This is a genomic window from Paenibacillus chitinolyticus NBRC 15660 (genome assembly GCF_000739915.1).
GTDB lineage: Bacteria > Bacillota > Bacilli > Paenibacillales > NBRC-103111 > Paenibacillus_F > Paenibacillus_F chitinolyticus.
Genome location: NZ_BBJT01000002.1, coordinates 142,383 through 164,405, shown reverse-complemented (window position 1 = coordinate 164,405; position 22,023 = coordinate 142,383). Strand labels below are relative to the sequence as shown.

Genomic DNA, 22,023 nt, shown 5'->3' with positions numbered 1-22,023 from the left:
AAAGGGATTCTTGACCCTATGCATAAAAAGAGAACCGCAAAGGAAAGTGAAAATCCCGAAGCGCCGTAATAGGCAGGAGCGTTAGTTGTTACGAACCGCGGTGGATTATCGCCGATCGATCCGTTAAGTCGAGAAGTATCTTTAGTGAAATCGAAGAGCCGGGATGTCGGGCACCGATGCCGGTGAATTTAATGTGCTATAATGGAGGAGCAGAATTTGGAAATTATACAGGTGCGAGAGAGGAAGGATGCAACTCATGTATGAGCGTTTGGCAGACAAACTGAAGACGACTACTGCTTTAAAATGGTTTCCCGGTCACGGGGCGGAAGAGAGCTGGATAGCGGAAGCGGAAGAGGAATTGGGATTCAGCCTGCCTCCGTCTTACCGCTGGTGGCTGATTCATTACGGAAATGCCTCGTTGAACGGCGGGAACATTCTGACGCTCGTTTCTCCGGAGCATAGAGAGTATGTCGACAGCGACCTTCTCTATATACATAGGCTGAATAAAGAAGAAGAATGGCTCGTAAGCCGGTTTCCCCACAGACTCGACTTGTTCGTTCCGGATGACGACGAGCTTTATTATTTTGATACGTCTTCCAAGAATGAACAGGGTGAATTTCCGATTATGCGCTATGATCTCATGAATGACTTGATCGAAACCTATGCTTTGACGTTCGCGGAGTTTTTGGAACAGCTGATCGACGAGCGTTCTTAAATTCGGAAAAGGTTCCGTAAAAAAATAACGAACCGTTCCCTGAAAAGAGGAGCGGTTTTTTTGTCTTTAATCGTCTGGTGATCCTATGACGGAGTTCGGCTCGAACCACAGTTTTTGATAGGAATAATAGCGGAATATCAAAAAAGAACCTGAGTAGTATTATCAGGTTCTTTAGTCTTGCATATAAACAGACACGATGATATAATCAGATCGCGACTCTTTTTTTTAAATATACGGACATAATTAATGCATCTTACACTTTAAGTGTACCGTGCCGGTGAACTCTTGTCAACTGTTTTTCTCAATTTAATGGTTAGGGGAGATATCGAATGAGTTCTTTGGTACTCGGTTTTCAAGAAATGGAAAAAACGCAGCTTTCGCTCGTTGGCGGAAAAGGGTTGAATTTAGGGGAACTATCCAAATTGGAAGGAATCCAAGTACCGGAAGGATTTTGCGTTACAACAGCGGGATATCGGAAAGCCATCGAACAAAACGAGACGTATCAAGCTTTGCTCAATCGGCTAACTTTGCTAAAAGCAGATGATCGGGATCAAATTGGTGAGATCAGCAGGAAGATCAGGAACATCATTAGGGGAGCAGAAATTCCTTCCGATGTTGTGACAGCAGTTGCTCACTATCTTTCCCGGTTTGGTGAAGAACATGCTTACGCAGTGCGTTCCAGTGCGACCGCCGAAGATTTGCCGCATGCTTCTTTTGCGGGTCAACAAGACACTTATTTAAATATCATCGGCGTCGATGCGATCCTGCAGCATATCAGCAAATGTTGGGCTTCCCTATTTACGGATCGTGCGGTCATCTACCGTATGCAAAACGGATTTGACCACAGTCAAGTTTATTTATCCGTTATCGTTCAAAGGATGGTTTTCCCGCAGGCTTCGGGGATTTTATTTACCGCTGATCCGATTACTTCTAACCGAAAGCGGCTATCCATCGATGCCGGTTTTGGGCTCGGAGAAGCTCTGGTCTCCGGCTTGGTATCTGCCGATTGTTATCAAGTGCAGGAAGGGGAGGTCGTCAACAAGAGGATCGCAACCAAAAAATTGGCTATCTATGGACGAAAAGAAGGCGGAACAGAGACCGTGCAGCTCAATCCCGATCAGCAAATGGCTCAAACACTCACTGAACAACAAATTTTACAGCTGGCACGCATCGGAAGACAGATCGAAGCCTATTTTGGCTGTCCCCAGGATATCGAATGGTGTTTGGCCCATGATACCTTTTATATGGTCCAGAGTCGGCCGATCACGACTTTATATCCGATCCCTGAAGCGAATGATCAAGAAAATCACGTCTATCTCTCTGTCGGGCATCAACAAATGATGACGGATCCCATAAAGCCGTTGGGATTGTCTTTTTACCTGTTAATTACGCCTGCACGTATGCGTAAAGCCGGCGGAAGGCTGTTTGTTGATGTTGCACCTATGCTCGCTGCACCTGTCGGCCGGGAAACTTTTTTAAATAACCTGAGTTCCGATCCGCTCATCATAGGCGCAATCAAGACGATAATAGAGCGAGATTTTATAAAATTGTTACCCAATGATCAAACAGCGCCAAGTCCTGGCAGAAACAATACAGATATGAGGGCACCAATCGAAAACGATCCTACAATCGTCTCCGAGTTGATTAAGCGTAGTCAAGCTTCAATAGAAGAGTTAAAACAAAACATCCAAACGAAATCGGGATCGGATTTGTGCGATTTTATTCTGGATGATATCCAGCAATTAAAGAAGATCTTATTTGACCCCCAAAGTACTGCCGTGTTTATGGCTGCTATAAACGCTTCATCATGGATCAATGAGAACATGAAGGAGTGGTTAGGCGAAAAAAACGCGGCAGATACGCTTTCTCAATCCGTACCGGGCAATATTACTTCGGAAATGGGTCTGGCGCTAATGGATGTCGCGGATGCGATTCGCCCTTATCCGGAAGTGATTGATTATTTGCAGCATGCAAAAGAAGATCACTTTCTGGAGGAACTGGTTAAGTTTGATGGAGGAAGAGAAGCCCGAAACGCTATCTATGATTATCTAAGCAAATACGGAATGCGATGTACCGGAGAAATTGATATTACGAGAACGCGTTGGAGTGAAAAACCAATTACACTTGTCCCCCTGATTCTTGGTAACATCAAGAACTTTGAGCCTAATGCCGGCAAGCGAAAATTTGAGCAAGGGCGCCGGGAAGCTTTGGAAAAAGAACAAGAGCTGCTCGATCAATTGAAGCAATTACCGGATGGTGAACAAAAAGCCAAAGAAACAAAACAAAGGATCGACCTCATCCGGAATTTCATCGGCTACCGGGAATATCCCAAATACGGGTATATTAGCCGCTACTTCGTTTATAAGCAGGCTTTACTGAAAGAGGCCGAACGACTCGTCCAAGCTGGCGTTATCCGTAACAAAGAAGATATATACTATCTCACTTTTGAAGAACTTCACGAAGTCGTACGCACGAAGAAACTGGATGATTCCATCATCGGCAAACGAAAAGACGAGTATACATTCTATGAAAAACTAACCCCGCCGCGTGTCATCACATCTGATGGTGAAATCATTACAGGTGAGTACAAGCGAGAAAATCTCCCGGCCGAAGCTATCTTGGGTCTGCCGGTTTCTTCCGGAGTCATAGAAGGGCGAGCGCGTGTCATTTTAAACATGGAAGATGCGAATCTGGAAGATGGGGATATATTAGTCACTTCCTTTACCGACCCTGGCTGGACGCCATTATTTGTATCCATAAAAGGTCTAGTCACCGAAGTTGGCGGACTGATGACCCATGGAGCGGTTATCGCGCGTGAATATGGCTTGCCGGCAGTTGTCGGAGTGGAGAATGCTACCAAACTGATTAAAGATGGGCAGCGAATTCGCGTGCATGGAACAGAAGGGTATATCGAAATCTTGTAATCGTTGCCGCTCAACACGCATGTCTTGAGCTCTGATCCTCACCGCTTGGTGAGCCGCGCGAATCGGCTCCGCTTCGCTTGTATGCAGATAGCCTTGGCCGACTAATGGCCAAGGCTATTTTTTTGCTGATGGTGTCAAGACATTACGGGGGCTTAGGCGATCCCATCTATTCTACGCTTTTCAAAGATTCGATCATATTAATCCGGGTTATTTTTCGCCGAAGCAGTAAGTTAGAGAGCAGGGTGAGTAAGTAGGCGGCGATAACGGCAACCGACATGACGAACAGATTTAATTGATTCGGGATTTGCTGATGGGTACTGGACAGGGCCTTTACAACAAGTGAATACACATAGCCGCTGATTGGTAACGCTACAAGAACCGCAAAGGTGGTGAGAATAATGTTTTCAAAAAAGATGAGACGGTTTATTTTACTTTTTTGATAGCCCAATACTTTCAGGGTTGCGAGCTCGCGGTTTCTTTCGTAAATGTTGATGGAAGTTATCGTATAGATGGCGCCAAAAGAAAGCAGGACCGCGCAAATGATAAACATGATAAACACAAAGCTGTTTTGCTTCAAAATGTATTGAGCTGATTTCTTTAGATCAGTCTTATCTGTAAGGGCATCTACCTGTGGATCTTGTTCGAAGAAGTGACGAATGCTTGCAAGATCTGCAGGGCCGGCGGCTTCAATTAAAAGCGAGGAAGGGCTGTAATCCAGGTCAAAGCTCTTTAAATAAGCCGGTGTGATATAAAACGACGGATTCGAGTACTGGGTGGATATGTGCAATACCTTCATATCAACGGATTTGTTTTTAAGCTCAGGATCTGCAAACTTTAATTTGATCCTGTCCCCTTCTGCAATGTGGTATTTGTCGGCGTAAGATTTGGGTACCAGCACACCGCCTTCTTCCAATGAAATCTTGTTGTCCTGATCGTCAAAGAAATGAAGGAGAGAGTTATCTTTTTCAGTAACAACCAGAGTGGCATTTTCATGCCCGTCATCTTTGATAAATTCAACAGGGAAGGTGGCTAATCCATACCTGTTTTTAATACCGGAGGGCAGCTCTGCCGGATCAGGAATCGGTCCCACCGAATAATCCACTCTTAAATCATAGGTATGGACATCTTCAGTTTGGCCGGCTACTTTTTGCAAGGCGGTCTGAGTGCCAAAAGCCGTGATTAATAAAACCGTGCTAACAACAATGCCAACTGAGCTTGCCAAAGCTTTTTGTTTATTTAAAAATAGATTTCGGAAAATAAGTTTGTAGCTGTAGGGAATACGATTCCAGATCCCCGGAATTTTTTCGATGATCAATTTTTTCATCTTCTTAGGGGGTTTAGGACGCATGGCCTGAGCCGCACGTTCTTTTAATACGCTTCTTCCGCTTAAATAACAGGCTAAACTTCCGAAAGCACCGGAGAAAATGATGGGAGGAATAAGGGTGAATAAGGAAAGCGAGAATGTAATGTCAGGCAGCGAGTAGGCCCGTGCGTTCGACCCTCTTACCAAGGGGATGAATACAAGTGCGGCAATGGCACAGCCCAGGATGGAGCCTACAATACTTACCAGCACAGGGTATCCCATATAATGAAGCAGGATGCTTCTGCTTTTGACGCCCAAAGCCTTCATGATGCCCACTTGATTTCTTTGAGAATCTATCAGTCTCGACATAATCAGCAAGACGATAATCGCCTCAATCAAAAAGAGTACCAAAGGGATAACCTTACTCATCATGGTGTTATTGTAGATGGTTTGCGTAATTTGGGAATAGTTGAAGGTCCGCTCCTTATTTACTTGGTTTAAATAGGCAAGCGGGGAGGACTGCGCTTCAATGGATTTGCCTAATTGATCCACGTCGTAACCCTCTTGGGCATCAATCATGATTTCATTATAGGTAAAGCCGCCACCCAGAATGTCCGGAATGGTTTCTTCGGAGATGTATGCGAATCCTTGAGCTTTGTGGTCTTGGGTCCGGTTTTTCTTGGCATATTCCACATTCTCACACAAGCCGCTAATCGTAAACGTAAACTCTTTACCGTCCGTATAGATACGAATGGTATCGCCTTCACGATACTGATGTTCAGCGGCATAATGGGAATCTAATACGATTTCTCCCTTTTTTGACGGGATACTGCCCTCGACTATCGTAAGCGTATTGATTTCATTGTTCGCGGGAATCGAATGAACGGTTAACGAAGTTTTCACGTTTTCAAAGACTTGCTTGGCCTCCAACGTATAACGTCCTTCTAATTTATGTATCCCTTCAATTTCGCTTAAGCCTGCCGCTTCCTCTTTGGATATTTGATTGTAATAGACGTATAAATCGCTTAAATTATGGCTTTTAAAATAATCTTTCGTATAAGCACGGAGAGTATCGCTATAGCTGACCAGGCCCCCGTAGAAAAAAGCCCCCACAGCAACAACCAATACCAGCGCTATAAATTGCCCTGAAGATTGTCTAATATCCCTTATTAATTTGGAAAACAGCTTCATCACCACTCGATCCCTTCCACATTTTGTTTTTCTTTATTCAGCGTAACGCTTTCGATCCTTCCGCTTTTAACCTTGATAATTTTGTCGGCCATCGGAGCAATAGCGGAATTATGGGTGACGAGAACGACGCACGTTTTCGTGTCCTTGTTCAACTCTTGCAGAAGCTTCAAGACGGACTTTCCTGTCACATAATCCAAAGCTCCGGTCGGTTCATCGCAGAGCAGAAGCAGAGGGTTTTTGGCAACCGCCCTGGCTATGGCAACCCTTTGCTGTTCGCCTCCGGAGAGCTGGGAAGGGAAATTTTTGATCCGGTCCTGCAGTCCGACTTTATATAAAATTTGTTTCGCATCCAGATAGTTTTTGCATACTTCCGTGGCGAACTCCACATTCTCCAATGCGTTTAAATTCGGAATTAAGTTATAAAATTGGAACACAAATCCCACTTTCTCGCCGCGATATTGCGTTAACTTTTTTTCGCCAAGGCTAGTGATTTCCTGATCGCCAACAAACACTTGACCTGACGTAGCCGTATCCATACCGCCGAGTATGTTCAAAATCGTGCTTTTACCGGCACCGCTTGCACCCAAAATAACGACGAATTCCCCTTCCGTTATGGAAAAATCAACGCCATCGAGCGCTTTGATCTGCACTTCGCCTATTTTGTATTCTTTCGCTACGTTCTTGAATTCGATTAACTTGTTCACTTAGGACATCTCCTCGTACTGGGTTTATTGAAACTTCGGAAGTTCTTTTGCGCTAAGTTAGTTTAGTTTGTATGTTGGTATGTTACTAATGTAGCATACTATAATACGCTTGTGAATAATTGTCAATCACTGGATGGATGTGTATTTTCCCGTGGCGGCGCAAACTGCTTGAAGCCTTGATTGACAATTTTTGGCCCATAAATTATAGTGTGCTGGATAGGTAACATACTAATATGCTGAATGGTGAGGGAATGAGTGTAACTTTCGACGATAAGCAGCCGATTTTTCAACAGGTAGCCGACATCATTGAGGACGATATTCTGAACGGCACTTTCCGTGTGGATGAACAAATTCTTTCCGTGGCCCAGTTTTCCCAGCTGTTTCAGATCAATCCCGCGACTGTAGTGAAGGGAATCGGGCTGCTCGTAAATGAAGGGATTCTGTACAAAAAAAGAGGGCTTGGCATGTATGTCGCGGCCGATGCGAAGCAGAAGATTCAGATTAAACGGAGAGAACGTTTCCACAAGGAACTGTTATCCGATCTGCTGGATGAAGCCGACAAACTCGGACTGACAACCGAAGACATTATGAACATGATCAAACAGTTGAGAGAGGAATAGCGAATCGTGAGCATAGCATTGACTTGCGGCAATTTAACCAAAAAATACGGCCGGACTTACGCCTTGTGCAATCTGGATTTGCAGTTGGAGGAAAATGTTATTTACGGTTTGCTCGGACGGAACGGCGCCGGCAAAACGACGCTGCTTAACACGATCGCCGGCGGCATTTCCCCGGATAGCGGCTCAATCGAGGTAAGAGGGAAGAAGCTTGGGAAGGGAGAGCTTCCAAACGATTTCTGTTTCGTACGCGAGAATACAAGACACTTCAGAGGAGGGCGGATTATCGAAGTGTTGAAATTCGCCGCAAGTTTTCATCCAAACTGGGACTGGACCTTTGCTCATGAGCTGCTCAAAGCGTTTCGGCTCGATCCGGACAAAAAAATCAGACAGCTTTCAAGAGGCACGGAATCGCTCGTAGGCAACATCATCGGTCTGGCCAGCCGGGCGCCGCTGACGTTATTTGACGAGCCGGTGCTTGGACTCGATGTTTTGATGCGGGAAAAGTTCTACAAAGCGCTGTTGGAAGACTGCGCCAATCACCCCCGCACGATCTTACTGTCTACACATTTAATTGACGAAATCGCCCCGGTTGCGGAAAAAGTTTATATGATTGAAGCCGGCTCGATCCTGCTTCATGATGACATGGATGAAATACGCATGGCAGCTCATTTGATCCGGGGCAATTCGGAGGCCGTGGCTTCCTTTACAGCCGGAAAGCGAGTCTTGCATAAGGAGACTTATGGCCACGGCACACTTGCCGCTATTTACGAAAAGTTGAATGACGGGGACAGGCGGCTGGCGCGTGAGATGGATATTTCGATCGAAAGTTTGACGCTTCAATCGTTCTTCTCGTATTTAATCCAAGGAGGTCATTGAAGTGGGGGCATTGACCGTTCATTTAAAGGCAACCTATTTGCAAATGAGGATTTACATCTGGTGCGTCATTCTTCTTCTCCTGCTTGGGAAAACAGCGGAATTCATTGTCGGTCTCTTTATAGACAACAGCCAAAGCAGGGGCCTTTCGGGCGGTAACATACTGATTCTCATTTTGCCCCTTATCGCTATCGTGCTTCCGCTCATTTATTACAAACGCATCGTACATTTGGGCGCAAGCAGAGAGCAATATTTCAAGGGACTTCTATTCGTCTTTGCCGTCTACGCGGCAGTCATCGCTCTGATCAATTGTTTCTGGTCGGCACTCGAATCGAATGGCGTCGGAAATTACCCGATTCCTGTTAATATGATTACGGCTTTTCATTGGAATGACTTTGGCTTGGCGGGTTGTTTCCTGTACCAAACCGCTTTTTATTTGATGGCGATGGCGCTGCTCAGCATGCTGATATCCGGTTACTACCACCCTGTGGGGTGGCTGCTGTGGGCACTGCTCATTGCGGCGATCCCCGTCGGAACGGCGATTCCTTCGCTGCGCGTTCATGTCGTCTCTTTTTTCAAAACCTTGTTATTTAACGGCTCGCTGCTTGCGGGCATCGGATTCAACCTACTTCTTTGTTTGGTTTTTGTAGCAGGCGGCTGGCTTTTTACCAGAGGAAGGACGCACTGAATAAACTCCTTTATTTAGAAGTTAGAAACGTCGCGTTTTCAAGGGAAAACTATTCAATTTACAAAAAAAGACGAGAGCAAAGAGAGGGCCATCCTGCAATAGGATGGCCCTAAATCTTGCCGTTACAACCGGGACGGTGAACAGTAAAACGTGCAGTTTATCCTACGCCATCACTTTCTAACAAGGAATAAAAATTATCGCGGTCCTCGTCATCAAATTTGCCAAGTGACCGCACCCTGACAAATTCATGTACGCCATACATGTCTATTTCCTCCCCGTACCAATTGTAGAGTGCGATCATATCGCCATACTGATTCAACTCCATGTACCCGTAACAATTTGCTTCAGGCGCTTCGCCGTAAAGGAGCATAAATCTGATTTTGTCCACGCTGTTCATGCAGATCCTCCTTTTCTGTTTTTTGTGTTATATCCCTTACCTCCCCGTAGGCCTGAAGAAAATTTTACGTGAAATCGGATGAATTGGAAAAAGCGATATCGCTCTTCATACTCAGAAATTCATTCCTATTTCGAAAGCATAAGGGGGGATCCCTCGCTATGCCGCGCATTCGCACATTATCTCTTGACGAGATGCGGTTTGGGGATTATGATAACGTGCCGGTCAACTCGGCAAGGTAAATGAACAAAAAGGCCGACTTTTCAAAGTGCCTCGGCACTGAATCGTCAGCCTGCCATGGAAAGCTAATATCATTGAGGGCTATGGCGCCGGCTTAGAACTTATCGGGAAACTGTTTGACAATGCCATCTGTGAGGAAATCGGCCATATGAATCATATGGATCTCGTTTTTGTCGGTTGCCGCAATATCCGCTTTCCAATCTCCTTTGAGACAGGCAAGAACGATTTCCGTAATCAACTGAAGATGTGTGTACAGCATATCTTGCAGCGTTTTAAACGGCCAGTTCGGATTCGCCGTGCTTAAAAATTTGGCGATATCGTCGGCGTTTCTATGCCAATCCGCTTCAAGCTTTTTCACATCCGCCTGATTGCCCGCTTTGGCCGCCGCTACAATTTTCCCAGCGATCAGAATATGCTCTCTCAGAAGATCCGCCAGCTTATTGCCGGCCGCTTCTCCATAGTACGGCTTAATCACATTGCCTATATCCTGTTGGTTCCGCAAAAGCCGGTCCAATACGTCTTTCTGATCCGGACGATTAGATATGGCGCTGACAATGTAGCTTCTTGTCCATATCGTATGGTCGATCCAAACCTTCTGCATATCAACTTTCAACTGCACCATTTTGGGACTTAGGCAAGCCGAATCTTTCTTCTCGACCGCCTTCGCTTGCGCGGATACTACGGCCGGCGTCATGCTAAAAACGAGCACCGAGATTGACAATATTGCCACCAACCATTTGTTTTTCACACTCATCTGTTCCTCTATAAGTTTAAGTCAAACAGGCTGTTTTATTATGGGCTAAAACATCTGATTTATGCAGAGGGTGATGGAAGGCATTCCGCCAAGATTAATATCGGATTCGTGGACCCGACACTCGGTTTTTTTCAATACTCGGAGAATGGCAAGTAATCATGTGAGATAATGGATCGCGAATAACAATTAAAACTATCTATAATTGGAATAATATGATATATTTGGTTTACAAAAGGTTTTTTGACACCTGGTTAATTAATTTTATTATGAGGAGGATTTCTATGAAAAAGCAATTGATTATCTTAACTGCGTTAGCTTCAGTTTTAGCGTCTGGACAAGCTGCATTAGCAGCCGAGAATGTTCAAGGTGAAAACTACAACCAGAAAACTGCAAGCTTAATTGAACCCGCGGCGGTTGTGGAATATCAAGTCTCGTGGTATGCGGTTAGTGGAGCTACAAATTATAAAATCAAAATGGTGAGAGTAGATAAGCCACTAGATCCTCCGATTGTGCCAGTGACTGATTTGGGAAAAGAGACACTCTTCAAAGCTCCTTATCTTAAATCCAACACTCAATATCGGGTTTGGGTTGCCGCATATGATAGTAAGGGGAAATTGTTAGCTCAGAAAACAGAGGAAAAGAAGACCGTAGGTGAGATTGGCGGTATCATAGTATGGCAATTCGGGGCATTAAAATAAGTAAGAGCTTCAGACGGTAAACAGTTGTAAGCTATTAGGGTTTGAGATAGGGTACGACGAAGCCGCGTTCTTTCCATGCCGGGAAGGACGCGGTTTTTTTCTGACAGAAGCGGATGAAAAAGGGGCAGAGCCGCACCCTTTAATCCTGGTAAGTTGTACGATTCATTCGCTTTAACCTCTTGATGAATCAAGGGGTTCTTTGGCTTGTAACATGAATATACCTCGCTTGTGCAAGGAATAGTTGGAAGAATAGCTTCACTTCCGAGCATGACAAGTGCTATTATAAATAAGAATGATTATCAATCTCAATTAAAAAGGGCGAAATGTACTCACCCCCGATGTACTAATGAGATTGTCGGCCGCGGCAGTGGAGTGTGCGGTCATAAGTAATCATGGCTTTGATTGCAGGAGGTAAGGAAATATGGACATTAACAAGCTAGCGGAACATTATGCGCGCACCTCGTTCCGGGTAGAGCAGGTCTGCCGTTATGTGCGGGAGCCGGGGAAGAGCTGCGATGATTATACGGAGCCTTTTCCGGGATTTGTTTTCCCGTTAAGAGGCAAGGCCGATTTTGATTTCAGCGGCAAAGTGTATACGCTGACCTCGGGTAACGTGGTTCACGGCGGGGCGCGAATGCCGCTGAACCGAAGTGTTCTCGGCGATACGAAATGGGAGTATCTGCTTGTTTTGTACCGGATCTGCGCACCGGAGCCGTCGGGTTTTTGCTTGTCCGACACGCATTTTCAACTGAACACGGGGCAAAGCCCCCGGCTCTTGGAATTGTTGAAGCTATTGTGGCGCTCATCGAGAGAACCCGGCGGAATCTCGACTTTTCAGACAGAGACGCTCTTCCGCTGCATTCTGGAAGAACTGTTTGTCTGCGCCCGCAATCAAAACAGCGATGGAGAACAAGCGCTTTTCGAGCAAGTATCGAAGTACATACATGAGCACTATATGGACGGACTTAGCGTGCGTGCTTTGGCTGAACAAAATGACATCAATGAAAACCGCCTATTCTATGTCTTCAAAAAGCATACGGGAATGGGACCGGGCAAGTATTTGATGGCCTATCGTCTGAATCGGGCGAAAGAGAGCTTGCTTGCGAATGACGCACCGATTGGCGAGATTGCGAAAAGTTTGGGTTATGAGGATGCGCTGTATTTCAGCCGTATTTTTAAAAAGCAGGTGGGTGTTTCTCCGGCCGAATTTCGCGGGAGTTTCAGGAATAATCCATATGGATTTCAGGATGGCCCCATTCCTATCTAAAATGCGTTTTGCTACACTGACCATAGTTTGATCAGTCAAGCAAAACTTACGTTCCATAGGAGGAGTCAGCATGAAAGCACTCATAAGATTATTTTTATCGGTTGCACTTTTGGCAGGCATTTTAGCGGGATGCGCCAGAACGCCGGAGCCTAACCATAACCAAGCAGGGGCAGGAGCACCCGAAAAAGCTGCAGAAGCCAAGAAAGAAGGGGGCCAATGGCCGAGAAAGTATCTAGATGTGCTGGGTCGTGAAATCGTGCTTGAAAAGAAACCGGAGAAAGTAGCGCTCTTGTTCTTCCGTAACTTCGAGCATGTGTTTTTGCTGGATGAAGCTCCTGCGGCAGCGACAGATTTGAATGTTCTGGACGAATGGGAGTCATTGGCCCCTTACAAATCGAGCCGAATAACGGATATCGGTTCCATGACAAACCCTAATCTGGAAAAGCTGCTGGAAGTCGGACCCGACCTGATTATTATGGTTTCCGCACGGTACGGCAGCTACGGCGACCAACTGGAGAAAATCGCCCCGGTCATTACGGTGGATAGCAACGAGAACAACTGGCAGGGAGCCCTGCGGGAATATGGAAAAATTTTCGGCAAAGAGCAAAAGGCTGAGACAGAAATTACACGGATTGAAGCATTGATCATTGATTCAAAAGAGCAGTTGAAGAAATTCAGTGACAAAACGTTTGGCGTCATTATGCTGGGAGACAAGGCATTTTGGGGCTTTACGACACAATTTGTTTTCAACAAGGAAAGTGGTCTTGCTTTGAAGCCGCCAAGCCAATATGTCAATATGTCGACCAAAGGGGAGCAGATTTCCCTGGAAGGGCTGGCAGCCATGAACCCCGATTATATGTTTGTAGCGGATATCGGCGGGTCTTCGAAAAAGCTGAAAGGTTACCTGAACGATTTGGAAAGCAACTCCGCGTGGAAATCGTTGAATGCAATCAAGAATGGGCGGATGTATGCGTTAGACAGCTCGATCGCGGCAGGCGGACCGCTCGGAATCGAGTTGGGAGTCAAGACGATTATGAAAAACATGCTGGCACAGTAGAAAACGACAAGCACAGTTAACGCAGAGAAGTCGCATGGTTGCGGCTTTTTTTGTTTTACCGATGAATATAAGCAAAAAGGATATTGGAAGAGAATTGGGCGACAGTCTACTGGGCTCAGCTTGGAAATCACGTACAACCGGAAAATGTTGACATTTCTTTTTTTCATCGCTATACTTTTAATTAGCCAAGGAAACTAATTGCAGAAGGAGCTTTTTTGTGGAGAAACCATCTATTGCCATCCCCCCTAGCACAAGAGCGCAGGTAGGAGAAGTGCTGTTACAGATATCCGACGATATTCTAGATGCTATAAATGCTGCGCTGAATGAATTCCATATTTCCGAAAGCAAATTCGCTTTACTTTTCATGCTGTTCACTACAAGTAGAGACCAGCCCTTACAGCCTTCCGAGATTGCCGATCGGTTAGGAATACGGCGAGCATCTGTAACCAAGCAGTTAATTTGGCTGGAAGAACATCATTTGATTACAAGAACCGTACATCCTGAAGATCAGAGAATGGTCCGTGTCACCATAACCGAAGAAGGTTATCGTCTTCTAGACCTCGCTTTACCTCAATATTGGCAGGCCTGCGCGAATCTCACTAACAAGTTAACAGATGAAGAGACCGTTTGTTTGCTTCATTTGCTAAGAAAAATCGATTTATAATTTTTTTTAATCTATTAGTTAGCCTAGCTAATTAAAGATAATCCATTGAATGAAAGGTGGAAACACAATGAAAATGACGGGCAACACCATCCTCATTACGGGTGGAGGTTCTGGAATCGGGTTGGCTTTTGCAGAACGTTTTATAAAGGCGGGGAATCAAGTAATCATTTGCGGGCGGCGTGAAAACGTCCTTCAAAAAGCCAAAGAACAATTCCCAGGCATCCTTACGCGTACATGCGATTTGACGGTAGAATCCGAGCGTATCGCATTATTTGATTGGGTCACCGTGAATTATCCGGAAGTAAATGTATTAGTCAACAATGCAGGAATTATACAGCATTTCAATGTGTTAAAAGCAGATGCGAAGTACAATTGGAGCCGCTTCAGTGAAGAAATTACTGCTAATCTTGAAGCGCCTATCCATCTTTCCATGTTGTTCGCACCTTTCTTTGCTGAAAAAAGAGAGGCGGCGATGATTAACATGACGTCCGGAGTAGCCTTTACTCCGCTAGCGGTGACTCCGATTTATTCGGCCACAAAAGCCGCGCTTCATTCCTTTACGATGAGCCTCAGACACCAGCTTTCAGCTACATCCATAGAGGTCATTGAAGTCGTCCCGCCGGCAGTCGATACGGGTTTAGGCGGAACTTGGCTGCGTACGCATGTAGAACCGTTAGATGCTTTCGCAGACGGTATTTTCAAAGGATTGGAAGAAGGCAGAGCGGAAATTGGATACAGTACCTCGGCTGACCGCTTGCGGATGACACGAGATCAAGTTGACGAGTACGCAGAAAAAATGTACAACGCCATGAGAGCTTCCATTGAATAGCTGCCGCCCGATTTCACTTTCTATCAGGCTAAGAATGCCCCGAATCTGTTCGGGCATTCTATCTTCTTGCAGAGATGACCGTAAGGAGCTCAGTCAAACTGAGCTCCTTAAAATGTTATCCAATTTTGAAAGTCATGACTCACTGTAAAAATTGTTTCAGATGGGTGTCGATTACGAACGAATCCGGTTCGTTCGCTCCGATTCCGAAGCAGTGGCCCCACTTAGATTCAACAGGCCGGAAAACAGCATCCGGCATATGCTCTACTTCATACGCGTTGTCCCCGGGAGGAAAGAATAGATCGGTCGAACCCGGCATAACAAGGGCAGGGGCGGTGATCCGGTTCAATGCCTGTTCAAAATTTCCGTTGTCTGCTGGAGTGGCGCTAATATCCCCGTGTATCCCCGTGCGGAGCATGGCAATCAAGTCGTTCGCATCGAAAGAAAAGAACACTTTATCCCAGTAGTTTTCCAGATAAGATTTGAGCGTCGGGTATCCCTCCGCCTGATAAAGCTGTTCCAAATAATAGGCTTGAGAGAACCCCCAAGGAGCATAAGCACGTCCCATTGCGGCAAGTCCTGCTGCAGGCTGTCGGGTATAGAATCCATTCTTCCAATTGGAGTCGGCTTGTAATGCGGCGATCAGCGACCCGAAAACCACTTGAGCATGCGCTCTGGTTTTTGCCGTTCCGCCGAATGGCGCAATTCGCTCAACCATCTCCGGATAGCTTGTACCCCATTGAAAAGTTTGCAGCGCCCCGAGCGACCAGCCTACTACTAAAGCAAGTTTCGTAATGCCGAACTTCTCGGTTACAAGCCGGTGCTGCAGCCGGACATTATCGTAAATCGTGACGAGCGGAAAATTCCCTCTGTCAAAAGGGGCGGGAGTATTGCTTGGCGAGGATGACAGACCGTTTCCCAACATATTAGGTACAATAATAAAATAGTTATCGGGATCGAGCGCTTTGCCCGGCCCAATCAACCACTCATTATCGTTATGCAAGCCCGCGAACCAGGTCGGATAAATAATCGCATTGCTTTTGGCGGCGTTTAAAGTTCCATAGGTCTTATAGGCAAGAAAGGCTTGAGGCAGCGTGCGGCCCGATTGCAGTTCGACATCCCCGAGCGGATATATTTCGTAATCTCTCATGATCCGATTCTCCCCGTATCGTATTTTTTGTGTATTTGACTAGCGTGCCATCCGGCTGCGGATCAGCACGTTCCAAGCGGTGAAGCTTGATTTTTACTCTACGATAGGATTACTATCAAATCAATGAAACGTTTTTGATTCGAATGTTCATTTATTTTGAATGAAGAGGTGCTTTCCCCATGGAAATCCGCCAGCTGAAAACATTTTGGACGCTTGCTTCCACCCGCAGTTTTAGCCGCACTGCCGAATCACTGAACTATGTTCCGTCTACGGTAACGATGCAAATCAAAGCTTTAGAGGAAGAATTGGGGGTCAAGCTGCTGGATCGCCTGGGCAAGACAGTAGTGCTAACAGACGCAGGCTACCAGTTCTTGCCCTACGCCAACAAAATCTTAAATGATATTGAAGAGGCGCGGCATGTCTCAAGTCAGAGCGGGGAGTTGACCGGTACCGTTATAATCGGTGCAGACGAAGTACTCTGTACGTATCGGTTACCCGCATTGCTCCGGCTTTTTCGCGAGCGTTATCCGCGCGTTCGTCTTTTGTTCCGGCCCTTATCCAGTCACAATTTGAAACAGAGTCTGCGAGAAGGACAAGCGGATGTGGTTTTTATGCTGGACGAACCTGCCGTATCTGTGGACCTTCATACGGAGCTGTTGCTGGACGAACCCTTTCATATGGTCGTTTCCCCCGATCATCCGTTAGCTTCGCGTTCAACATTAAGCATAGAGGACTTTCACGGAGAGCATGTTCTGTTGAGCGAAAAGGGCTGCTCTTACCGGAACTATTTCTATCGCACATTGTTGAAAAAAGGGGCCGACAGCTTGACCGAGCTGGAGTTTAACAGTGCGGAAGCCATTAAACAGTGCGCAATGACGGGGCTCGGCATTGCCCTGCTGCCTGAAATGGTGATCAAAGGGGAAGTCGAGCGAGGGGAACTGATCGTTTTGCCTTGGGATTTATCTGAAATACGATTTGCTACTCAAATGTTATGGCATCAAGAGAAATGGATTTCACCATCGTTTAGGGGCTTTATCGAAATGGCTAGAAGTGTGTTGTCTCATTGAAGTGTGTCGATTGAAATCTTCATAAAGCCGCACGGCAAATGGACATTGACAATTTTTAGAGCTGCTCTTATACTAGGTAAGAATTTGAATACTAAAACCTGTTTCATCCAGGACGTGGATTTTTACAGAGGAAACTCTATTTTCGCCACACGGTTGTCTTTCGACAACCGTGTGGTTTTTTATTTGAATAAGGAGGAAAACAATGAAAACTTGGCACTACGCATGTATTGTTTTTTTGGGCGGATGCTGCTATGGGTTGTTATCGACCTTTGTGAAGCTTGCATACTCGGCAGGTTTTTCGGTTTCGGCAGTGTCGGGCGGCCAGTATTTATTCGGGGCTTTGCTTTCCTGGTTATTAGTGATGGTTACCAAAAAACGAAAGCTGCCGTTTAAACGGATCGTTCAACTGCTTGCATCCGGAATTCCGTTTGGCCTGACAGGCGTATTTTATTATAATTCCCTGTTAACGTTAAACGCTTCGCTCGCCATTATTTTTTTATTTCAGTTTGTTTGGATCGGGACCCTTTTGGAATGGATTCTTTATAAGAAAAAACCAAGCGCAGTGAAGATAATCTCGATAGCCGTCCTGCTGATCGGCTCCATTCTAGCCGCCAATCTCGTTTCCAAAAGCGGAATCGTGCTTTCCTGGAAGGGAATGGCTTGGGCTTCTCTCTCGGCTTTGACCTTCACTGCATTCATTTTTCTCAGCGGCTCCGTCGGAAAAGATGTTGCGCCCGTTCAGAAAAGCGCCTTGCTCTCCACCGGTGGTCTAATCGTAGTATTTGTATTACTTCCGCCGACGTTCCTGCTGGATATGTCCGTCTTGGTGGGGATTGTGCCATATGGGCTGCTGCTCGGTTTTTTTGGAGTCGTTCTTCCGCCTCTGTTGTTTTCGATCGGAATGCCGCGTATCGGTCCGGGTCTTGGCACGATCCTGACAGCCTCCGAGCTCCCGGTTGCGGTGTCCATGTCTTCTCTCATTTTGTCCGAACATGTAAACTTTTTGCAATGGATCGGGGTAGTCCTCATCTTGGGAGGCATAGCGGCAGGGAACGTAACGTTCTCTAAAAAAGCCGCCGTCCAGCAAAGTTCCGCAACATGAGCTCTGCAGCGCCAATAAAAAAGTCGCATATTTGCGGCTTTTTTTACGTTATAGGTCTATGTATAAGGTTCGGACTTACATCATACGAAATAATGCAGCTAAATATTAACCTCATTAATAAAAATTATATTTCTTGCTATTTTTCTGTCTGAGAACCATACCGGCCTTTCGGCAGCCGCTCATGCTGAATATACCGTCTTTCGTTACCCGCATGCCGATGTAGGAATGGGGGTATTCGATTTGTCGTGGAAGAAAGGGAACGACCAAAACCGGAGTGAATCGGGTTGGCAAAATGCTACTTTATAAAGATTTTCCTTTACAAAGTAATGTAGTTATTATATATTTGCAGTGCCAAATATGGTGTATTTTTACATTAAAGATCATGGAGGTGGGGGAGCCAAAGAACTCTAATCAGATTGGGATTTTCGATACTCCGTACAGAGCGTTGACGATTGGGATTATGCTGGTTCTGACAACCGTAGCTTTCGAGGGGCTGGCCATTACGACAATTGCCCCGAAACTCGCACAAAGCTTGCAGGGCATTCATTTATACGGTTGGATCTTCAGCGCATTTTTGTTATCTCAGCTTGTAGGGACCTTGTTCATGGGGCAGCAGGTTGACAAGCGCGGCGTTTTTACATCCATGCTCGTGTCGTTTAGTATTTTTGTACTAGGTATCGTGGTTGCGGCTGTTTCCTTCGATATGCCTATGCTTATTGCCGGAAGAGTCCTTCAAGGTTTTGGGGCGGGAGCCCTGATCACATGTGTGTATGCCAGTGTAACGTTACATTATCCGGATGCTCTTCGCACTCAAATCTTAGCGGCATTTTCCATGGCATTTTTCCTGCCTTCCTTAATCGGACCTTATGTGGCAGGGCTTATTGCCTCCTATATCTCGTGGCGGTTTGTTTTCTGGATTGTTTTACCGTTGCTTGTATTGGCATTGAGTCTAACATTCCGCTCTTTCCGTGATCTGCAGCTCCGGCAAGCTTTGACCGGTCCGGCCCAAACGGGTTCAGCTCAACTAGCCGACCCGAAGGTTATCCGTGCGATTCTACTTGCCATTGGAACGGGGCTGTTACTCACCGGGCTCGGTATGATAACCGATTGGAAAGGAATTGTCCTCACTTTGGGCGGGTTATTCGTCATGATCCCGCTCCTGCGCAAGCTGATGCCCATAGGCACTTTTTCGGTGAAAAAAGGGCTGCCCGCAACTCTGGTTTCCAGAGGGCTGTATGTCGCCTGTTATTTTGCAACGGAGAGTTTTGTGATCTTGGCGCTAACCGAAGTGAAGGGGGTCTCGGCAGAGTTTGCAGGCCTGCTTGTAGCCGCAGGCTCTTTAAGCTGGTCCGCCGCAGCGTGGCTGCAAGCCAAGCTTGATGCACGAGACCACGGCCGCGGCCGAAAACGCAGAGTCATGCTGGGAATCGGGATTATGATCGCCGGAACTGTACTTGTGATCCTGGCCCTTCTCTTGTCGGGTGATGGAATTATGCTCTTTTTGCTGTCGCAATTGATTACAGGATTCGGCGTCGGCTTAGCCAACCCTACAACCGGGACCATCGCTTTACAACATGCCGAGCCTGGCAATGAGGGAGAAGTGTCCGCGACTCTCCAATTTGTGGATTCTTTCTGTATGGGAGTGAGCATTGGAGTAAGCGGCGCTGTAATCGCCTTGGCCGAAACTTTACAGTGGGGCATATCTGCAGGGGTTTTGATCGTGCTAACGCTCCAATTGGTTTTTGTGTTGTTAAGTTTCTTGGCATCCATAAGAATCACAGAACTCGGTCATCAAGAACATCATCCGACGGGTCATGCGCAGGACAAGCTTCCCATGTAACGGATAAATGATACGTCGCAGCAACTACATCATGAAGAGCGGGGGAATTTATTGAATTCGGAGGTGGGCGAGATGGCACGTGTGTTAGCTGTAATTACTCCGGCCGAAGGCCATGTGAATCCGTCGTTAGGATTAGTCACTCAGTTGACGGACAATGGCGAGGAAGTTGTCTATGTGTGTACGGAAGAGTACCGTTCCCGAATTGAACAAACCGGAGCCCAGTTACTTACCTATCCATTTCCGCAAGATGCTTTCTCTCATGATCCGGTGATGAAACCGCAGGAATACAAGCATCCGTATCAGTTCATTTATATGATGGTAGGCGGTATCATTCGGCGGATGGTCCCCGAGGTGCTTCGAGTGATAGGAAATCAAAAGTTCGATTATTTGATCTTTGATTCCCTGATGGGCTGGGGAGGAACTATTCTTGCGGAGAAGCTGGGAATTCCCGCGGTGTGTTCGATTGCCTCCTTTGCTTTCGTAGAGCCTTTGGGGGCTGATCAAGGCTTGAATGCGGAGGAGACCGATACGAAGGAACTGTATGAGGCCACGATGAAGATAACGCGTGAGTTAGCCCATGAGTTTCAAGTGAGTATTCCGGCCATGGAAGAGATTCCGGCACATGCAGGTCGGTTAAAGCTCGTGTATACAAGCCGTTATTTTCAGCCGGAGGCGGAAAAGCTGGACGACAGCTTTATTTTCGCCGGTCCCTCGATCATACCGCGTCAAGATGCCCCGGCCTTCCCGTTCGAACTGCTTCGTGAACGGTACCCGCACACCGTGTACATTTCCATGGGAACCATTTTGAATAAAAACTTGGATTTCTATCAGCTTTGCTTTGAAGCATTTGGGGATTTGCCGGTGAATGTTGTTCTATCTTCAGGAAGATACACGGATATGAAGCCGCTGGCTGATCGAATTCCCGCTAATTTTATCGTCAAGCCATACGTTGCGCAGTTGGAGATGCTGCAGCATACGGATGTTTTTATTACGCATGCCGGAATGAACAGTACCAGCGAGGCGCTTTATTACAACGTTCCGTTGGTGATGATTCCGTTAACGTCGGATCAGCCTCTTGTCGCCAATCGGGTACAGGCGCTGGGGGCGGGCATAGCTTTGGATAAACATAACCTCAGTCCGGCTGTTTTGCGAGAGGCATTAGCGGAAGTGCTGAGCAACCCGCTTTATAAACAGCAGGCTTGCCTCATCGGTGAATCTTTAGGTCAGGCCGGCGGTTACAAGCGTGCCGCCGATATGATTATGAATCATTTTGCGAAGGTATAATCCGCATAGTCCTTACTCGATTTCACGTCTTTTGGACTCCAGCGGCAGAGGTTTTGTGATTACAGCACAGATTGAAAAAAGCAGACCGGATGGTCTGCTTTTTTGCTTTTACAAACAGCGCTGCTTTTGTTCATTGCGATTAAGTGACCGGGTGGCGCAGGCATAATAGAGGATGAACCTATAAAATGAACATTCAAGAAAACCGCGCCCTGCGCGTTTTTTTTATTCGGGATGCACAAATTATTTAAGACAAAGTATTATAATCAAAACACTACCTTGACAGTCATAGTAATATGTCTTATTATGCTGATATGGAGGTGATTGAATGAGCGAGAACAAGATCACATCCGACCTGTTGCGCGGACATACGGATACGATGATTTTACGGCTCTTGTCCGAAGCGGATCATTACGGTTACGAGATTGTCAAGCTGATTGCCGAGCGTTCGGGCGGCGAGTATGAATTAAAGGAAGCCACGATGTACTCCAGCTTCCGGCGGCTTGAAGCGGACGGCGACATCGAATGGTACTGGGGCGATGAATCACAGGGCGGACGGCGCAAATATTTTAGGATTACCGATAAAGGCAAGGATACATACGCCCGCAACAAAAGCAATTGGGAGTATGCAAAGCGCGTGTTAGAAAACTTATTATAAGGAGATT

Annotated in this window: 20 protein-coding genes; 15 read left to right on the top strand and 5 right to left on the bottom strand. The window is 46.3% G+C overall.

The window, feature by feature from the left end; translation table 11 throughout:
* Positions 1-256: 256 nt before the first annotated feature.
* Together PCH01S_RS02475 and ppsA are read left to right on the top strand one after the other, a co-directional pair.
* The gene (locus tag PCH01S_RS02475; protein WP_042226525.1) at positions 257-715 is read left to right on the top strand and encodes an SMI1/KNR4 family protein; all 459 of its coding nucleotides are present in this window, start codon (positions 257-259) and stop codon (positions 713-715) included.
* Between the two features lie 329 nt (positions 716-1,044).
* The gene (gene ppsA, locus PCH01S_RS02470) at positions 1,045-3,639 is read left to right on the top strand and encodes a phosphoenolpyruvate synthase (RefSeq protein ID WP_042226524.1); all 2,595 of its coding nucleotides are present in this window, start codon (positions 1,045-1,047) and stop codon (positions 3,637-3,639) included.
* Between the two features lie 166 nt (positions 3,640-3,805).
* Here ppsA and PCH01S_RS02465 read toward each other — a convergent pair whose 3' ends face one another.
* Positions 3,806-6,133, bottom strand: coding sequence for an ABC transporter permease (locus PCH01S_RS02465; RefSeq protein WP_042227389.1), 2,328 nt, complete (start codon positions 6,131-6,133; stop codon positions 3,806-3,808).
* Positions 6,133-6,837, bottom strand: coding sequence for an ABC transporter ATP-binding protein (locus PCH01S_RS02460; RefSeq protein ID WP_042226522.1), 705 nt, complete (start codon positions 6,835-6,837; stop codon positions 6,133-6,135). The genes PCH01S_RS02465 and PCH01S_RS02460 overlap by 1 nt, the downstream gene beginning before the upstream one ends.
* Before the next feature lie 233 nt (positions 6,838-7,070).
* On the opposite strand from PCH01S_RS02460, the gene PCH01S_RS02455 reads away from it, so the two are divergent.
* Genes PCH01S_RS02455 through PCH01S_RS02445 form a run of 3 tightly spaced genes read left to right on the top strand, consistent with a single transcriptional unit; the run spans position 7,071 to position 9,018 of the window.
* Positions 7,071-7,457, top strand: coding sequence for a GntR family transcriptional regulator (locus tag PCH01S_RS02455; RefSeq protein WP_042226520.1), 387 nt, complete (start codon positions 7,071-7,073; stop codon positions 7,455-7,457).
* 6 nt (positions 7,458-7,463) lie between these two features.
* Positions 7,464-8,333 carry an ATP-binding cassette domain-containing protein gene (locus PCH01S_RS02450; RefSeq protein ID WP_042226518.1) on the top strand — a complete coding sequence of 290 codons (870 nt, stop codon included), beginning with the start codon at positions 7,464-7,466 and terminating at the stop codon, positions 8,331-8,333.
* Between the two features lies 1 nt (position 8,334).
* The gene (locus PCH01S_RS02445) at positions 8,335-9,018 is read left to right on the top strand and encodes a hypothetical protein (RefSeq protein ID WP_042226517.1); all 684 of its coding nucleotides are present in this window, start codon (positions 8,335-8,337) and stop codon (positions 9,016-9,018) included.
* A gap of 157 nt (positions 9,019-9,175) precedes the next feature.
* On the opposite strand, the gene PCH01S_RS02440 is transcribed toward PCH01S_RS02445, so the two are convergent.
* Positions 9,176-9,415, bottom strand: coding sequence for a hypothetical protein (locus PCH01S_RS02440; RefSeq protein WP_042226516.1), 240 nt, complete (start codon positions 9,413-9,415; stop codon positions 9,176-9,178).
* A gap of 331 nt (positions 9,416-9,746) precedes the next feature.
* Positions 9,747-10,400, bottom strand: a complete 654-nt coding sequence (locus tag PCH01S_RS02435; RefSeq protein ID WP_174446775.1) for a glycosyltransferase — start codon at positions 10,398-10,400, stop codon at positions 9,747-9,749.
* A gap of 287 nt (positions 10,401-10,687) precedes the next feature.
* Here PCH01S_RS02435 and PCH01S_RS02430 point away from each other — a divergent pair, with 287 nt between their 5' ends.
* From PCH01S_RS02430 to PCH01S_RS02410, 5 genes are all read left to right on the top strand, one after another.
* Positions 10,688-11,104 (top strand): fibronectin type III domain-containing protein, encoded by a 417-nt coding sequence (locus PCH01S_RS02430; RefSeq protein WP_042226513.1) that lies wholly within the window; start codon positions 10,688-10,690, stop codon positions 11,102-11,104.
* Between the two features lie 421 nt (positions 11,105-11,525).
* Entirely contained in the window at positions 11,526-12,371 is an 846-nt protein-coding gene (locus PCH01S_RS02425) for a helix-turn-helix domain-containing protein (protein WP_042226511.1), read from the top strand.
* A 70-nt stretch (positions 12,372-12,441) separates the two neighbouring features.
* Positions 12,442-13,428, top strand: a complete 987-nt coding sequence (locus PCH01S_RS02420) for an ABC transporter substrate-binding protein (RefSeq protein WP_042226510.1) — start codon at positions 12,442-12,444, stop codon at positions 13,426-13,428.
* Positions 13,429-13,645: 217 nt separating this feature from the next.
* Positions 13,646-14,092, top strand: a complete 447-nt coding sequence (locus PCH01S_RS02415) for a MarR family winged helix-turn-helix transcriptional regulator (RefSeq protein WP_042226508.1) — start codon at positions 13,646-13,648, stop codon at positions 14,090-14,092.
* 67 nt (positions 14,093-14,159) lie between these two features.
* The gene (locus PCH01S_RS02410) at positions 14,160-14,921 is read left to right on the top strand and encodes an SDR family oxidoreductase (protein ID WP_042226506.1); all 762 of its coding nucleotides are present in this window, start codon (positions 14,160-14,162) and stop codon (positions 14,919-14,921) included.
* 139 nt (positions 14,922-15,060) lie between these two features.
* Here the strand turns inward: PCH01S_RS02410 and PCH01S_RS02405 are convergent, their stop codons facing one another.
* Positions 15,061-16,068, bottom strand: a complete 1,008-nt coding sequence (locus PCH01S_RS02405) for an alpha/beta fold hydrolase (RefSeq protein ID WP_042226504.1) — start codon at positions 16,066-16,068, stop codon at positions 15,061-15,063.
* Between the two features lie 179 nt (positions 16,069-16,247).
* On the opposite strand from PCH01S_RS02405, the gene PCH01S_RS02400 reads away from it, so the two are divergent.
* The 5 genes from PCH01S_RS02400 (at position 16,248) to PCH01S_RS02380 (ending at position 22,016) form a co-directional block, all read left to right on the top strand.
* Positions 16,248-17,135, top strand: a complete 888-nt coding sequence (locus tag PCH01S_RS02400; RefSeq protein WP_042226502.1) for a LysR family transcriptional regulator — start codon at positions 16,248-16,250, stop codon at positions 17,133-17,135.
* Between the two features lie 202 nt (positions 17,136-17,337).
* On the top strand, positions 17,338-18,237 hold the full coding sequence (locus tag PCH01S_RS02395) for an EamA family transporter (RefSeq protein WP_042226500.1): 900 nt from the start codon (positions 17,338-17,340) through the stop codon (positions 18,235-18,237).
* A 460-nt stretch (positions 18,238-18,697) separates the two neighbouring features.
* On the top strand, positions 18,698-20,077 hold the full coding sequence (locus PCH01S_RS02390) for an MFS transporter (protein WP_084706529.1): 1,380 nt from the start codon (positions 18,698-18,700) through the stop codon (positions 20,075-20,077).
* Positions 20,078-20,149: 72 nt separating this feature from the next.
* Entirely contained in the window at positions 20,150-21,361 is a 1,212-nt protein-coding gene (locus tag PCH01S_RS02385; RefSeq protein ID WP_042226498.1) for a macrolide family glycosyltransferase, read from the top strand.
* A gap of 325 nt (positions 21,362-21,686) precedes the next feature.
* A complete protein-coding gene (locus tag PCH01S_RS02380; RefSeq protein ID WP_042226496.1) occupies positions 21,687-22,016 on the top strand; it encodes a PadR family transcriptional regulator in 330 nt (109 codons plus the stop codon).
* Positions 22,017-22,023: the final 7 nt, after the last annotated feature.